The organism is Sphingomonas sp. BRN-1R, from assembly GCF_057748035.1.
The window spans coordinates 1,805,619-1,821,528 of sequence record NZ_CM173236.1 but is presented as its reverse complement, the minus strand read 5'-3'; the positions used below and the strand labels follow the sequence as shown (position 1 = coordinate 1,821,528).

Sequence of the window (15,910 nt, the reverse complement as noted above, 5' to 3'; positions counted from 1 at the left end):
AGTCCGCGTCATGAACAGTGCCACTTCGCCGATGTTCCCGTGGCGACACCACGCTCAGGCCGAACTCGAAACCCTCCTCCAGGATCACGTGCGCGCAGCGGACTTCCCCTGCGTTGGCGCCAAATCGGCGCTGGCGCACGGCACGCTGGAGGTTCTGGCGTGCAACGCGATCGATAGCGCGTGGGACGACCTCCGTATCCACGACGGGCTCCTCACCTGGGCGGGCCGGTATCGTGAGGATCCGGGGCTGTTCCGCAGCTTCGCGGTGATCTTCGAAGGGCCGACCGACCTCACCGAAACCGAGTTCGAGGCTGCGCTCTGGGCGCGGATCCAGTCGCTGTCGGACAAGGATTTGTGGCGCGGCCAGAAGTATGACGTTCGCGTCAGTGCCGACCCGGGCGATCCGCACTTCTCGCTCAGTTATGGTGGCGAGGGCTATTTCGTCGTCGGCCTACACCCGGAGGCGAGCCGCCCGGCGCGCCGTTTCTCGCGCCCGGCGATGATCTTCAACCTACACGACCAGTTCGAGGCGCTCCGCGCGATGGGCAAGTACGAGGGGATGCGCGAGAAGATCATGGCGCGCGACGAGGCGCTCGCGGGATCGCGCAACCCGATGCTCGCGCGCCACGGCGATGCGAGCGAGGCGCGGCAATATTCGGGTCGTGTGGTCGATTCGGAGTGGCGCTGCCCGTTCCAGTACAAGGGCGCACAGTGAGCGTATCCGTCGTCACCATCGCCGAGCGTAGCGGCACCGCCTTCCCACTCGCGCGCGGCGCGACGCTGACCGTGATCGACCCGCGCGGCGAACAGGTCGCCGATCTGCTTGCCTTCAACGCGGACGATCTCGACGAGGTGATCTCCTCGGGCCGGACGCTCGATTATGCCGAGACGATCCGGCTGACGACCGGCGACAAGCTCTATTCGAACCGTAGCCGCGTGATGCTGGAGATCATCGCCGATACCGTCGGCGTCCACGATTTCCTGCTGACGCCATGTTCGATCGACACGTTTCTGCACTTCTACCCGACGCTGCCGCCGCATCGTGGCTGCTTCGGAAATCTCGCCGCCGCTCTGGAGCCCTATGGCATCCCGCCCGACCGTATCCCGATCGCGTTCAACTGCTTCATGAACGTGCCGATCGACAGCGCCACCGGCAAGCTCAAGGTGTTGCCGCCGCTGAGCAAGGCAGGCGACCACATCAGCTTTCGCGCCGAGATGGATCTGGTGATCGGCCTCACCGCGTGCTCGGCGCCGGATTCGAACGGCGGCACGTTCAAACCGATCCACTACCGCTTCGACTGATGCCGGCCCGCCGCTCGGGCGGGCCGGCGACCGGTCATTTCGCGTCGGTGCCCATGTAGCGGCCGAACTCTTCCTTGTAGCGCTCGGCGATCAGCGCCTGCTCCTTGGGCGAGGCTTCGTCCTTCAGCTTGAGGAACCAGGTGCCCTCTTCCGAATACATATGATGCTCGACCGCGCCACGGATATGGCCGAGCTTGTCGTTGTAATCCTCGCTGGTCGGATCGAGCCGTTCGAGCAGCCCCATCTCCATCTTAGCGGCGGACTGTTCCTGATAGGCGAGTTCGGCATGGCCGACCTGATGGTCCGCAGCGAGCGCCGGGTATAGTGCAGCCTCCTCGGCAATCGAGTGGCCTGTGAGGATGACGCCGAGCGCCTTTTGCGCGGCGACGCGTTCGGCAGGGTTGGCGGCGGTCTCTACCACGTCGAACGCCGCCTCGATCTGGCGATGATGGTCGAGGATCTGCGACAGCCAGTCGCCCGGCGTGGCGGCCGCCTGCGCCTTGGCGCGCGCCTCCGCGCGTGCCTCCTCGCTCTCGGGCGGGGTGATGGCGGCAATGGCTTTATCGATAACGGACATGATGCTGCTCCACTGTACCCGACCCGCAAAAGGGTCGCGTGGAGAATGCGCGGGATGCTGGCGACGTTCCCTTGTCGCGCCGCCAAATGGCCGAAAATGGCCTAGATGCGCGTCGGGCTTGATCGAGGATAAGCGGCAGCGGTTTCAGACACATCGAGTTGGAAGCCCGCCTTATCGGCAGCGCGCCGCGCGGCGACGTAGCTGCTCGCGGACACCACCGCCGAAAGCGCGCCGACCAGCAGCGAATCCACGATCAGCGCCGGCCACAGCAACGGCTTCGGTCCCAGGATGGCGAGCGCGCCGAGCGCATAGTGCGGGATCATCAGCGGCAGCATCGCCGCGAAGGAGAACACGAACGTCCACGGCACCTGCCGCGCCATGATCGCGATCGATCGACGCGGCCCGATCGCGCCATTGCCGATCGCAGCCGCGACGCCCCAGGCGCTCAGCAGGATGCCGGCCACGGTCCCGATCACGAACGCGGCGATCTGCACGCCCGCGCTTGGCGGCAAGGCGAACAACTGCACCGCTGCGAGCAGGATCTGGACCGCAGCGAAGCCGGCGAACAGACGCACCGCCCGCGGTTCGAACCGCCCGCCCCACGCTGGCCCACGCGACGCGAGGAAGCGCGCGACCCAATAGCCCGGCAGGATCAGCGCCACGACCTTGACCATCCCAAAGCCCATTCGCATCGGGTCATGTTCGAGCGCCTTGGCCGCCGCCACGCTGGCGTACATACCGATGCGCACCTCCACGACATGCTGGATCACCTCGAACACCACCGGGAACACCGCGAGCAGCGGGCATGCCAGCAGGAAAGCGCCGCTCCCGCGATACGTCGCCTTGAGGGCTTGCCATAAGGTCATGCGTCATCCTCCCTTGTGGCGACGAGCAGGTCGCCGGGTTGACAGTCGAGCGCGCGGCAGATCGCCTCCAGCGTCGAGAAACGGATCGCCTTCGCCTTGCCGGTCTTGAGGATCGAGAGATTGGCGAGCGTGATATCGACCGCCTCGGAAAGCTCGGTCAGCGACATGCGGCGATCGTGCAGCAGATCGTCGAGCCGGACACGGATCGCCACGTCAGACCGTGCCCGCGAGATCGTCGCGCATCGCCGCACCATGCGCGAACACCCGTGCGAGCACGAACGCGACCAGAACGGAGAGCCAGCCGCCGATCGAAGGCGACCACATCGCCACATCGACATGGAGGGCCGACAGCCAGAAGAAGATGCCGCCGAGCCCGAGATCGAGCAGTTGCAGCGCCAGCAGCGCCCAGGCGATCGTACGGACACGCGCGGCATTATCGGGCAGGAACGGATCGCCCGCGCGCAGCGTGACCACGATTGCGGTAAGCGCCTCGAACAGCCGATAGACCGGCGCGGCTGCGACGAGCCCCAGCGCCATCAGCAGCCGGATACCGAACAGCGCCCCGCCCGCGACCGACGGATCATGATATTTCGAGATCAGCCGCGCGATGAGGATCGCGCCGGCCGGCCAGCTCGCCGCCAATGTGATCGCGAAGCCCACCGCCGCAACCATGTTGAGGACCGACAGCACCCGCAACACCGCCAGCGTTCCCGACATGATCGAATCGCGCATCGCCGCTCGCCCTCCACGTTGGTGAAGGCATGCATCCAACATCGATAAACGGCAACAAATTTATCGTAATTCGATATCAGATCGTTCGGCTGACGGTGAACGGCAGCCGGCGCACGCGATCGTGCATGCGCGGTGGCCCATCGAGGCGGAATGGGCCGAGCTTGGTGTCAGGACCGCGATCGAGACCGACGACGAACGATGCCGCGGTCTGCCCGGTGCCGGTGGCCCAGCCGTAGCAAAGGTTGACCGTCATCACCGGCACGAACAGCGCTCTGCCCTCACCCGCATCGCGCAGCGCCAGCGGCGGCATCGCGCTGCGCGGCAGCATCGCGGTGCCTTCGAGTGCGGCGGTAGCCCCGGCGCCAAGATCGAACCGCGCGACCACCGATTGGCCGGGCAACGCGGCGAACAGCGCTTCGAGAGCAGGCTCCAGCCCGGCCTCGACCCCGAACAGCCGCAGGTCGAGCGCGATGCCGTGCGCATCCGCCTCCCCCGCGTTGCGCAGGATGATGCGGTATTCGACCGCGGCGCTCAGCAGGTTGGTGCCCGCGCGCTTGACCTCCAGGTCAATCTCGACCCGCGCGCGCGGCATGGACGCCGGTTCGGGCGCGATCGGCGCAACGCGTCGCGGCTCCGGTTCAACTGGCGGGACAGGAGGCGCGACGTCCGCAACCGCCTCCACGTCCGTCTCCGCATCCGGGCGGCGACGCTGGCGGCGGTAGAACACTACCCCTGCCAGCAGCGCCAAGACGCCAACCCCCGCCGCAAGATACGCTAACGGCTTGGACTCCGCGGCGGCCGGTATTGGCGCCGGTGCGGCTTCCGTCGTCGGGGTCGGCTGAGACGTAGGTGCCGGCGCCGGCGCGGGTAAGGGTACGGGCGCAACTGCCGGGGTTGAGGCACTTGGCGTAGCGACAGGCGTCGGCCGCGCGAGCGGCGTGACCGTTGGTGTCGGTGCAGGCGTCGGTCGGGCCGTTGGGCGTACCGGCGGCGGCGTAACCGGCCTTGGTGTCGGCAGCGACGCGGGCGTAGCTGCGGGCGTCGGCGTAGCACTCGGCGTGGGGCGCGGTAGCGGCGCGATCTTCGGTTCAGGCGTTTTGAGAGGTGTCGGGCGTTCCGGCTGGGCTGGCAGACTATAGGTGTCGAGCCCCGGCACGGTCGCGGGCGCCTGCCCGTTCTGCGCGCGGACACCCTGCACGCCCAGCAACACGGTCGGCGCGAGCATCGCAACACACAGGCGGCGGGCCACGGATGGAGAAACAGTCACGAAAATCGCCCCTGTGCGTCGTTCGACCCTACGCAATACGGCCGCATCCGCATAAGACAAGCGCCAGCCCGATCTCGACCGCCGATATCGCGAAGCGGTTTGACACGATCCAACAGCACTCCTATATGCCGATCTCCACCACAGCTTTCGGGAAATGACGTGCCGTCGCGCAGCATGTCGATCGGATAGATGGCTGATGGTTCACGATGACGCCGAGAAGCTGCTGTTTTCCGTAACGAACCGGAGGGCAAGCGGCTTTTTGCGTCTTTCGGCGTGCCCGCCCGGGCGATCCGGGCACGAAATTTTGACGTGAGGGCTACAGACACATGGCAACCAGAGCGATCGAAGGCGGCACCGCGAAGCGCCGCATCCGCAAGGTGTTCGGCAACATCCACGAAGTGGTGCAGATGCCGAACCTGATCGAGGTGCAGCGCGAGAGCTACGAACAGTTCCTCCGCAGCGATCCCTCGATCGGTTATGTGTCGGGCCTCGAAAAGACGCTGCGGTCGGTGTTCCCGATCCGCGATTTCGCCGGCACCGCCGAGCTCGACTTCGTCAACTACGAGCTCGAACCGCCGAAGTTCGACACCGACGAATGCCGCCAGCGCGGCATCACCTATGCGGCGCCGATGCGCGTCACGCTGCGCCTGATCGTGTTCGAGGTGGACGCCGATACCGAAGCCCGCTCGGTGCTCGATATCAAGGAGCAGGACGTGTACATGGGCGACATGCCGCTCATGACGCAGAACGGCACGTTCATCATCAACGGCACCGAGCGCGTGATCGTCTCGCAGATGCACCGCTCGCCGGGCGTACTGTTCGATCATGATCGCGGCAAGACCCACGCCTCGGGCAAGTATCTCTTCGCCGCGCGCGTGATCCCGTATCGCGGTTCGTGGCTCGATTTCGAGTTCGACGCCAAGGACATCGTCAACGTCCGTATCGACCGCAAGCGCAAGCTGCCGGTCACGGCGCTGCTGTATGCGCTCGGCCTCAACTCCGAGGAAATCCTCAACTATTTCTACAACCGCGTGACGTTCGTGCGCGGTCAGGGCGGCTGGATCGTCCCCTATCAGGCCGAGAACTGGCGCGGCCAGAAGCCGATGTTCGACATCGTCGACGCGAAGACCGGCGAAGTCGTGTTCGCGAGCGGCCAGAAGATCAGCCCCCGCGCCGCCAACAAGGCCGGCAAGGATGGCCTGACCGACCTGCTGATCCCGACCGAGGAAATTTTCGGCCGCTATTCCGCCTATGATCTCATCAACGAGACCACCGGCCAGATCTATATCGAGGCGGGCGACGAAGTGTCGGCCGAGAATCTCGAACTGCTCGACAAGGCCGGCATCGACCGGATCGAGTTGCTCGATATCGACCACGTCACCACCGGTCCGTGGATCCGCAACACGCTCAAGGCCGACAAGGCCGAGGAGCGCGAGCAGGCGCTGAGCGACATCTACCGCGTCATGCGCCCCGGCGAGCCGCCCACGCTCGAGACGGCGGAGTCGCTGTTCTCCGGCCTGTTCTTCGATCCGGATCGTTACGATCTGTCGGCGGTCGGTCGCGTCAAGCTCAACATGCGCCTCGACCTCGACGTCGAGGATACCGTCACCACGCTGCGCACCGAGGACATCCTCGAGGTCGTCAAGACTTTGGTCGGTCTGAAGGACGGCAAGGGCGAGATCGACGATATCGACAACCTCGGCAACCGCCGCGTGCGTTCAGTGGGCGAGCTGCTCGAGAACCAGTATCGCGTCGGCCTGCTCCGCATGGAGCGCGCCGTGAAGGAGCGTATGTCGTCGGTCGACGTGTCGACCGTCATGCCGAACGACCTCATCAACGCCAAGCCCGCCGTGGCGGCGGTGCGTGAGTTCTTCGGCTCGTCGCAGCTGTCGCAGTTCATGGATCAGACCAACCCGCTTTCCGAAGTGACGCACAAGCGTCGCGTCTCGGCGCTCGGGCCGGGCGGTCTGACGCGTGAGCGCGCTGGCTTCGAAGTCCGCGACGTTCACCCGACCCACTATGGCCGCATCTGCCCGATCGAAACGCCGGAAGGCCCGAACATCGGTCTGATCAACAGCCTCGCGTCGTTCAGCCGCGTCAACAAATACGGCTTCATCGAGACGCCGTACCGCAAGGTGATCGACAACCGTGTCACCGATGAGGTCGTGTACCTGTCGGCGATGGAGGAGGCCAAGCACACGATCGCGCAGGCCAACGCCGAGCTCGACAGCGATGGCCGCTTCACCGAGGAACTGGTCTCGTCGCGTCAGGCGGGTGAGTTCCTGATGGCGATCCCGACCAACATCACCTTGATGGACGTCAGCCCCAAGCAGCTCGTCTCGGTCGCCGCATCGCTCATTCCGTTCCTGGAAAACGATGACGCCAACCGCGCGCTGATGGGTTCGAACATGCAGCGTCAGGCCGTGCCGCTGGTGAAGGCGGAAGCGCCGTTCGTCGGCACCGGCATGGAAGAGACCGTCGCGCGCGATTCGGGTGCGGCGATCGCCGCCAAGCGTTCGGGCATCGTCGATCAGGTCGATGCGACGCGTATCGTCATCCGCGCGACCGGCGAGGTCGAGGCCGGCCAGTCGGGCGTCGACATCTACACGCTGATGAAGTTCCAGCGTTCGAACCAGAACACCTGCATCAACCAGCGTCCGCTGGTGAAGGTGGGCGACGTGGTCAACATCGGCGACGTGATCGCCGACGGCCCGTCGACCGAGTTCGGCGAGCTGGCGCTGGGTCGCAACGCGCTCGTCGCGTTCATGCCCTGGAATGGCTACAATTATGAGGATTCGATCCTCATCTCCGAGCGTATCGTGAAGGATGACGTCTTCACCTCGATCCACATCGAGGAGTTCGAGGTCATGGCGCGCGACACCAAGCTCGGGCCGGAAGACATCACGCGCGACATCCCCAACGTCGGCGAGGAAGCGCTCCGCAACCTCGACGAGGCTGGCATCGTGTACATCGGCGCCGAGGTCGAGCCGGGCGATATTCTCGCCGGCAAGATCACGCCGAAGGGCGAAAGCCCGATGACGCCGGAAGAGAAGCTGCTCCGCGCGATCTTCGGTGAGAAGGCGTCGGACGTGCGCGACACGTCGCTGCGTCTGCCGCCGGGCGTTGCCGGTACGGTCGTCGAGGTGCGCGTGTTCAACCGCCACGGCATCGACAAGGACGAGCGCGCGATGGCGATCGAGCGCGAGGAAATCGAGCGCCTGAAGAAGGACTCGGACGACGAGCGCAGCATCCTCAACCGCGCGACATGGTCGCGGCTGCGCGAGATGCTGATCGGTCAGACCGCCACGGCGGTCCCGAAGGGGCTGAAGAAGGGCGCCGAGATCGATCAGGACCTGCTCGATTCGGTCGATCGTCACGAATGGTGGAAGTTTGCGGTTGCGGACGACGCGGTTCAGGCGAACCTCGAAGCGGTGAAGGGCCAGTATGACGAGGCCGCCAAGCTGATCCGCGAGAAGTTCGAGGATCGCCGCGAGAAGCTGGAGCGTGGCGACGAGCTGCCGCCGGGCGTGCTCAAGATGGTCAAGGTGTTCGTCGCGGTGAAGCGCAAGCTGCAACCGGGCGACAAGATGGCCGGCCGTCACGGCAACAAGGGCGTCATCTCGCGCATCCTGCCGGCGGAGGACATGCCGTTCCTTGCCGACGGCACGCCGGTCGATCTCGTGCTCAACCCGCTGGGCGTGCCGAGCCGCATGAACGTCGGGCAGATCTTCGAGACGCATCTTGGCTGGGCGGCGCGCAATCTGGGCCAGCAGGTCCACCGCGCACTGGAGGATTGGCGTGAGGCCAATCCGGACGAGACCGGCGGCGAAATGCCCGATGCGGTGAAGACCCGTCTGCTCGAAGTGTATGGCGAACATTATGTCGCCGACATCCAGGGCCGCACGCCCGACCAGATCATCGAGCTGGCCGAGAACCTGAAGACCGGCGTGCCGATGGGCACCCCCGTGTTCGACGGTGCGCGCGAGAAGGACGTGTCCGAAATGCTGACGCTGGCGGGTCTCGACACGTCGGGCCAGTCGGACCTGTTCGACGGTCGCACGGGTGACAAGTTCGATCGCAAGGTGACGGTGGGCATCATCTACATGCTCAAGCTGCATCACCTTGTGGACGACAAGATCCACGCCCGGTCGATCGGGCCGTACAGCCTCGTCACCCAGCAGCCGCTGGGCGGTAAGGCGCAGTTCGGCGGCCAGCGCTTCGGCGAAATGGAGGTCTGGGCGCTCCAGGCTTACGGCGCGGCGTACACCTTGCAGGAAATGCTGACGGTGAAGTCGGACGATGTGGTCGGCCGCACCAAGGTCTATGAGGCGATCGTCAAGGGTGACGACACGTTCGAGGCCGGCATCCCGGAGAGCTTCAACGTGCTCGTCAAGGAAATGCGCTCGCTGGGTCTGAACGTCGAGCTGAAATCGATCGAGGAATTCGACACCGACGGCGTCGCGATCGCGGCAGAGTAAGGGATAGAGCGCTGCCATCCGAAGGCAGCGCTCGCCCTCTCGCCCACGAATTTTCCCTCCAAGTGAGGACTTGAGAATGAACGAACTGACCAACTTCGCCAATCCGGTTGCCAAGCCGGAGACCTTCGACCAGATCCAGATCGGCATCGCCTCGCCGGATCGCATTCGCTCGTGGTCGTTCGGCGAGATCAAGAAGCCCGAGACGATCAACTATCGCACGTTCAAGCCCGAGCGTGACGGCCTGTTCTGCGCGCGCATCTTCGGTCCGATCAAGGATTACGAGTGCCTGTGCGGCAAGTACAAGCGCATGAAGTACAAGGGCATCGTCTGCGAGAAGTGCGGCGTCGAGGTTACCGTCTCGAAGGTCCGCCGCGAGCGCATGGGCCATATCGAGCTGGCCGCGCCGGTCGCGCACATCTGGTTCCTGAAGTCGCTGCCGTCGCGCATCGGCCTGCTGCTCGACATGCAGCTCAAGCAACTCGAGCGCGTGCTGTATTTCGAAGCGTATATCGTGATCGAGCCGGGCCTGACTCCGCTCGAAAAGTATCAGCTCCTCACCGAGGACGAGCTGCTCGACGCGCAGGATGAATATGGCGAGGACGCTTTCTCGGCCGGCATCGGCGCGGAAGCGGTGCGCATCATGCTCGAAAGCCTCGATCTCGAGGGCGAGCGCAAGGATCTGCTCGAAGAGCTCGCGGTCACCAAGTCCGAGCTGAAGCCCAAGAAGATCATCAAGCGCTTGAAGGTCGTCGAGAGCTTCATCGATTCGGGCAATCGCCCTGAGTGGATGATTCTCGAAGTCGTGCCGGTGATCCCGCCCGAGTTGCGTCCGCTGGTGCCGCTCGACGGTGGCCGTTTCGCGACGTCGGATCTGAACGATCTGTATCGCCGCGTCATCAACCGCAACAACCGCCTCAAGCGGCTGATGGAACTGCGCGCGCCGGACATCATCGTCCGCAACGAAAAGCGCATGTTGCAGGAAGCGGTCGACGCGCTGTTCGACAACGGCCGTCGCGGCCGCACTATCACCGGTGCCAACAAGCGTCCGCTCAAGTCGCTGTCCGACATGCTCAAGGGCAAGCAGGGCCGCTTCCGCCAGAACCTGCTCGGCAAGCGCGTCGACTATTCGGGTCGTTCGGTGATCGTGACCGGTCCGGAACTCAAGCTGCACCAGTGCGGCCTGCCCAAGAAGATGGCGCTCGAACTGTTCAAGCCGTTCATCTACGCACGCCTCGACGCCAAGGGCCTGAGCATGACGCTCAAGCAGGCGAAGAAGTGGGTCGAGAAGGAGCGCAAGGAAGTCTGGGACATCCTGGACGAGGTGATCCGGGAGCATCCCGTGATGCTGAACCGCGCACCGACGCTCCACCGTCTCGGCATCCAGGCGTTCGAGCCGGTGCTGATCGAGGGCAAGGCAATCCAGCTTCACCCGCTGGTCTGCTCCGCGTTCAACGCCGACTTCGACGGCGACCAGATGGCTGTGCACGTCCCGCTGTCGCTTGAGGCGCAGTTGGAAGCGCGCGTGCTGATGATGTCGACCAACAACATCCTCAGCCCCGCCAACGGCAAGCCGATCATCGTGCCGTCGCAGGACATGGTGCTGGGCCTGTACTATCTATCGATGATGAAGGAAGGCGAGCCCGGCGAGGGCATGCTGATCTCCGACATGCAGGAGGTCCATCAGGCGATCGAGGCCGGGGCGGTGACGCTCCACACCAAGATCATCAGCCGCGTGCCCCAGACCGACGAGAATGGCGAGCCCTACCTCAAGCGCTATGAGACCACGCCCGGTCGCATGCTGCTCGGCGAGTGCCTGCCCAAGTCGTCCAAGGTGCCGTTCGACACCGTCAACCGCCTCCTCACCAAGAAGGACGTGGGCGACGTGATCGACGAGGTGTATCGTCACACCGGCCAGAAGGAGACCGTGCTGTTCGCTGACGCGATCATGAGCCTCGGCTTCCGTCACGCGTTCAAGGCGGGCATTTCGTTCGGCAAGGACGACATGATCATCGCGCCGGACAAGGACAAGCTGGTCGACGAGACGCGCGAGCAGGTGAAGGACTTCGAGCAGCAGTATCAGGACGGCCTGATCACGCAGCAGGAGAAGTACAACAAGGTGATCGACGCGTGGTCGCGCTGCGGTGACCAGGTCGCCAACTCGATGATGAACGAGATCAAGGCAGTCAAGAAGTACGAGGACGGCCCGAACAAGGGTCGCGAGAAGCCGATCAACTCGATCTACATGATGGCGCACTCCGGTGCCCGTGGCTCGCAGGCGCAGATCAAGCAGCTTGCCGGTATGCGCGGGCTGATGGCCAAGCCGTCGGGCGAGATCATCGAGACGCCGATCATCTCGAACTTCAAGGAGGGCCTGACCGTCCTCGAATACTTCAACTCCACCCACGGCGCCCGTAAGGGTCTCGCGGATACGGCGTTGAAGACCGCGAACTCGGGCTACCTCACCCGCCGCCTCGTCGACGTGTCGCAGGATTGCGTCATCATCGAAGAGGATTGCGGCACCGAGCGGGCGCTGGAAATGCGCGCGATCGTGCAGGGCGGTTCGACCATCGCGTCGCTCGGAGAGCGTATCCTGGGCCGCACCACGGCCGAGGACATCATCGACAGCAAGACGGGCGAGGTGGTGATCCCGCTCGGCACGCTGCTCGACGAGCCGATGGTGGCGCGGATCGAGGCGATCGGCACGCAATCGTGCAAGATCCGTTCGCCGCTGGTCTGCGAGACTAAGATCGGCGTGTGCGGCAAGTGCTACGGGCGCGATCTCGCCCGCGGTACGCCGGTGAACATCGGCGAGGCGGTCGGCGTGATCGCGGCGCAGTCGATCGGTGAGCCGGGCACGCAGCTGACGATGCGGACCTTCCACATCGGCGGCGCGGCGCAGCTCAACGAGCAGTCGAACCTCGAAGCCGTCACCGACGGTACGCTCGAATATCGCGACCTGCGCATCATCACCGACCAGCGCGGCCGTCGCGTCGTGCTGTCGCGTTCGGGTGAAGTCGCGATCGTCGACATGGATGGTCGTGAGCGTTCGGTCGATCGCATCCCGTACGGCGCCTATGTGCTGCACGAGGACGGCGCGATCGTATCGAAGGGCGATCGTCTGGCCGAGTGGGATCCGTTCACCATGCCGGTGATCACGGAAAACCCGGGTGTCGTGAAGTATGTCGACCTGATCGAGGGCAAGACGCTCACCGAGCAGGCCGACGAAGCGACCGGCATCTCGCAGCGCGTCGTCATCGAATATCGCGCGACCAGCAAGGCGAAGGAGGATCTCCGCCCTCGCCTCACCCTCACCGGCGAAAGCGCGGAAGAAGCTGGCCGTTACATGCTGGTGCCGGGCGCGACGCTCTCGGTCGAGGATGGTGCGACGGTTTCGGGTGGTGACGTTCTGGCGCGTGTGTCGCGTGAGAGTGCCAAGACCCGCGACATCACGGGCGGTCTGCCGCGCGTGGCCGAGCTATTCGAGGCGCGCAAGCCGAAGGAAAATGCCATCATCGCCAAGGTCTCCGGCCGCGTGGTGTTCGGTAAGGACTATAAGGCGAAGCGCAAGATCGGCATTCAGCCCGAGGATGGCGGCGAGGTCGTCGAGTATCTGGTGCCCAAGTCGAAGGTGATTGACGTTCAGGAAGGCGACTACGTCAAGCGTGGCGACAACCTGATCGGGGGCAGCCCCGACCCGCACGACATTCTCGAAGTGCTCGGCATCGAGCCGCTGGCGGAATATCTCGTCTCGGAAATCCAGGAGGTCTATCGTCTTCAGGGCGTGAAGATCAACGACAAGCATATCGAGACGATCGTCCGCCAGATGCTTCAGAAGGTCGAGATCACCGACGGCGGCGACACCACGCTGCTCGCTGGCGAGCAGGTCGATCGCGACGAGATGGACGCGATCAACGGCAAGCTCGAGACGAACCAGACGCGTGCGCAGGGCAAACCTGTCCTGCTCGGCATCACCAAGGCGTCGCTGCAAACCCGCAGCTTCATCTCGGCGGCGTCGTTCCAGGAGACCACCCGCGTCCTCACCGAGGCGGCGGTCCAGGGCAAGCAGGACACGCTGATCGGCCTCAAGGAGAACGTCATCGTCGGCCGGCTCATCCCGGCAGGCACGGGTGCCGGCATGAACCGCTTGCGGGTCGCGGCTTCGTCGCGCGATGCGGCGCAGCGGGTGTCGATGCGGCGCATGGCGGAAGTCGCCATCGTCGCGCCGAACTCGGCCGCCGAGGAGCATGCCGCCGAACTGGCACGCAGCCCGCGTGACGCCGGCGGCACGCGCGATGCGCTCGCCGACGTCGAGATCTCGGGCACCGGCACGGACGCTGATGCGGGTGATTACCTGCAGAGCTGATCGGCTCGTCCGACTGAAACGCGAGAGCCGCCGTCCGGGGATCCCCGGGCGGCGGTTTTCGTTTTTGGATTGTAATGCGGGTTGTGTTCCGGAGAGCGGTGCCGATGGCCCCGAAGCGGCGCGCCACCACCCTGCCCGTTCCGATGTCCCGGCGACGATGCGCTACGCGTTCAGCTTCGTGTTTCCATTGGTTCGCTGCTGGCGATGACGCTTGCGGGTGTCCCGCTGGCGGAGGCGTTCCCGTTGCACCTCATTCAGGGCGCTGTTGCGGGTCTATACGGCTCACACCTCAGTCTTGGCGGCCCGTCGCAGGTCCGAGCGGCACAGACCGCAATCCGCCGACTGAGGCTTACTCGTCCACCAGTTTCATCAGCCGGCGCTCGACCGGGGCCAGCACTGGCCCAAGCTCGTGACCGCGCTTCAACACGGCCCCCTGTTCGCCGATGAGTGCCCACATGCCCTGCCGGTTGCGCAGTGCGGGGCGCTTCTCGATACGGAACTCGGGCCGTTCGGCAGTACGGCGGAAGCAGGAGAACACCGCGGCTTCGTTGCCAAGATCAATCGCGTAATCGCGCCAGTGGCCAGCCGCCACCATTCGTCCATACAGATCGAGAATGCGGGTGAGTTCGAGCCGATCGAACCCGATCTGCGTCGGTGCGCTGCGACCGCCGCCCGGCGGCAGCGGAAAAGGCGTGACGGTGCCCATCAGGCGCGGTTGCGCACGTCCTCATGCTCGGCGAGGAGCGTATCAAGCCGCTTGCGCATCGTCTCGATCTCGCACCGCAGCAGTTCAACCTTCTGCGTCTGCGGATCGAACACGTCGCTGCACGGCGTGCCATAAGCGAGGAAAGCAGGCTTGGCCTGCCCACCTTCGATCATCGTCGGGCGCGCCGGAATGCCGACCATCACCGCCCCCTCAGGCACGTCGCGCGTCACCACCGCATTGGCGCCGATCCGCGCACCCTTGCCGACCGTGATCGGTCCAAGCACCTGCGCACCCGATCCGATGATCGCATTGTCGCACAAGGTCGGGTGGCGCTTGCCCGCCACGCCGTTATCGGGCGCGGTGCCGCCAAGCGTAACGCATTGATAGATGGTCACGTTGTCGCCGATCTCGGCGGTTTCACCAATTACGGTGAAGCCGTGATCGATGAAGAAGTGCCTGCCGATCTTGGCACCGGGGTGAATGTCGATCGCCGTCGTCATCCGCGACAGGTGGTTCACCAAACGCGCGAGGAAAAACAGCCGGGCGGTGAACAACCGATGCGCGACGCGGTGCCACGCCAGCGCCCATACTCCCGGATAGGTCAAGATCTCCAGCCGCGAGCGTGGCGCCGGATCGCGCGCTTTGATCGAATCGAGATAGGCGACCAAGCGCTGCAACATCACTCGCGTTCCCGTATCATTCGGCCTCATCTAGGCGCTCGAGGCGGCGAATAAAAGAACCTGTTGCGGCGCGAAGTGCCTGAACTTAAAACCCATCTTCATCATAGGAATTGGAAAGCAAGCCATTTCGGTGCGTTCTCCGCTCGCAAGGGAGCACCGATGCTGGATCACGTCGCGATTGATCTTACCCAGATCCTGCCGTTCATCGCGATCGGCTTCGCCGCGCAGGTGATCGACGGCGCGCTCGGCATGGCGTTCGGCCTCATCAATTCGACGTTGCTGGTCAGCGTGCTCGGCATGCCGCCCGCACTCGCCTCGGCCAGCGTGCATGCGGTCGAGACCTTCACCACCGCCGCCTCGGGGGCGAGCCATATCTACAACCGCAACGTCGACCGGCGGCTGTTCCGGCGGCTGGTGATCCCCGGCGTGTTGGGCGGAGTCCTCGGCGCATATGTGTTGAGCAACGTGGACGCTGGCCTCGCCAAGCCGTTCGTGATGGCGTATCTCGCCGCGATCGGCCCCTATCTGCTGTATCGCGCATGGCGCGGGCCGCTCGCGCTCAAGTCACTCCGGATCGTCGCGCCGCTCGGGCTCGCCGGCGGGTTTCTCGATGCGGCGGGCGGTGGAGGCTGGGGGCCGGTCGTCACGTCGAACCTGCTGGTTCAGGGTGCCGCGCCGCGCACGACGATCGGCACGGTCAACACGTCCGAGTTCTTCCTGACCGCCACCGTCTCCGCGACGTTCATCACGCAGATGGGGCTCGCGGCGTTCACGCTGGCGACGCTCGGGCTGCTGATCGGCGGATTGGTCGCAGCCCCGCTCGGCGGCGTACTGGCGAAACGCGTGCCGGCGCACCCGCTCATGGTGATGGTCGGCACGCTGCTGACGCTCACCAGCGCCGGGTCGATCTGGCAGGCGCTCGCAACGTAGCGTCGCCCC

Annotated in this window: 12 protein-coding genes; 5 read left to right on the top strand and 7 right to left on the bottom strand. The window is 64.9% G+C overall.

What is annotated here, in order from left to right:
• Positions 1–10: 10 nt before the first annotated feature.
• Together gntA and AC3ANX_RS08365 are read left to right on the top strand one after the other, a co-directional pair.
• Positions 11–715: a guanitoxin biosynthesis heme-dependent pre-guanitoxin N-hydroxylase GntA gene (gene gntA, locus AC3ANX_RS08370; protein ID WP_488336536.1), complete on the top strand. Its 705-nt coding sequence runs from the start codon at positions 11–13 to the stop codon at positions 713–715.
• Positions 712–1,302, top strand: coding sequence for a DUF1989 domain-containing protein (locus tag AC3ANX_RS08365; RefSeq protein ID WP_488336535.1), 591 nt, complete (start codon positions 712–714; stop codon positions 1,300–1,302). Before gntA ends, AC3ANX_RS08365 begins: the two co-directional genes overlap by 4 nt.
• 34 nt (positions 1,303–1,336) lie before the next feature.
• Here AC3ANX_RS08365 and AC3ANX_RS08360 read toward each other — a convergent pair whose 3' ends face one another.
• The 5 genes from AC3ANX_RS08360 to AC3ANX_RS08340 form a co-directional block, all read right to left on the bottom strand.
• Positions 1,337–1,879 carry a hemerythrin domain-containing protein gene (locus AC3ANX_RS08360; RefSeq protein WP_488336534.1) on the bottom strand — a complete coding sequence of 181 codons (543 nt, stop codon included), beginning with the start codon at positions 1,877–1,879 and terminating at the stop codon, positions 1,337–1,339.
• Between the two features lie 101 nt (positions 1,880–1,980).
• Positions 1,981–2,745: a hypothetical protein gene (locus tag AC3ANX_RS08355; RefSeq protein WP_488336533.1), complete on the bottom strand. Its 765-nt coding sequence runs from the start codon at positions 2,743–2,745 to the stop codon at positions 1,981–1,983.
• Entirely contained in the window at positions 2,742–2,999 is a 258-nt protein-coding gene (locus tag AC3ANX_RS08350) for a helix-turn-helix domain-containing protein (RefSeq protein ID WP_488336532.1), read from the bottom strand. Before AC3ANX_RS08350 ends, AC3ANX_RS08355 begins: the two co-directional genes overlap by 4 nt.
• Entirely contained in the window at positions 2,959–3,477 is a 519-nt protein-coding gene (locus AC3ANX_RS08345) for a DUF2975 domain-containing protein (RefSeq protein ID WP_488336531.1), read from the bottom strand. The genes AC3ANX_RS08350 and AC3ANX_RS08345 overlap by 41 nt, the downstream gene beginning before the upstream one ends.
• A gap of 76 nt (positions 3,478–3,553) precedes the next feature.
• Positions 3,554–4,225, bottom strand: a complete 672-nt coding sequence (locus AC3ANX_RS08340; protein ID WP_488336530.1) for a hypothetical protein — start codon at positions 4,223–4,225, stop codon at positions 3,554–3,556.
• An 845-nt stretch (positions 4,226–5,070) separates the two neighbouring features.
• On the opposite strand from AC3ANX_RS08340, the gene rpoB reads away from it, so the two are divergent.
• Positions 5,071–9,222: a DNA-directed RNA polymerase subunit beta gene (gene rpoB / locus AC3ANX_RS08335; RefSeq protein ID WP_488336529.1), complete on the top strand. Its 4,152-nt coding sequence runs from the start codon at positions 5,071–5,073 to the stop codon at positions 9,220–9,222.
• A 76-nt stretch (positions 9,223–9,298) separates the two neighbouring features.
• Positions 9,299–13,585, top strand: coding sequence for a DNA-directed RNA polymerase subunit beta' (gene rpoC / locus AC3ANX_RS08330; RefSeq protein WP_488336528.1), 4,287 nt, complete (start codon positions 9,299–9,301; stop codon positions 13,583–13,585).
• A gap of 349 nt (positions 13,586–13,934) precedes the next feature.
• Here the strand turns inward: rpoC and AC3ANX_RS08325 are convergent, their stop codons facing one another.
• Positions 13,935–14,291 carry a DUF2794 domain-containing protein gene (locus AC3ANX_RS08325; RefSeq protein ID WP_488336527.1) on the bottom strand — a complete coding sequence of 119 codons (357 nt, stop codon included), beginning with the start codon at positions 14,289–14,291 and terminating at the stop codon, positions 13,935–13,937.
• Positions 14,291–14,971, bottom strand: coding sequence for a serine O-acetyltransferase EpsC (gene epsC, locus AC3ANX_RS08320; RefSeq protein WP_488336526.1), 681 nt, complete (start codon positions 14,969–14,971; stop codon positions 14,291–14,293). Before epsC ends, AC3ANX_RS08325 begins: the two co-directional genes overlap by 1 nt.
• A gap of 159 nt (positions 14,972–15,130) precedes the next feature.
• Here epsC and AC3ANX_RS08315 point away from each other — a divergent pair, with 159 nt between their 5' ends.
• Positions 15,131–15,901, top strand: coding sequence for a sulfite exporter TauE/SafE family protein (locus tag AC3ANX_RS08315; RefSeq protein ID WP_488336525.1), 771 nt, complete (start codon positions 15,131–15,133; stop codon positions 15,899–15,901).
• Positions 15,902–15,910 lie beyond the last annotated feature (9 nt).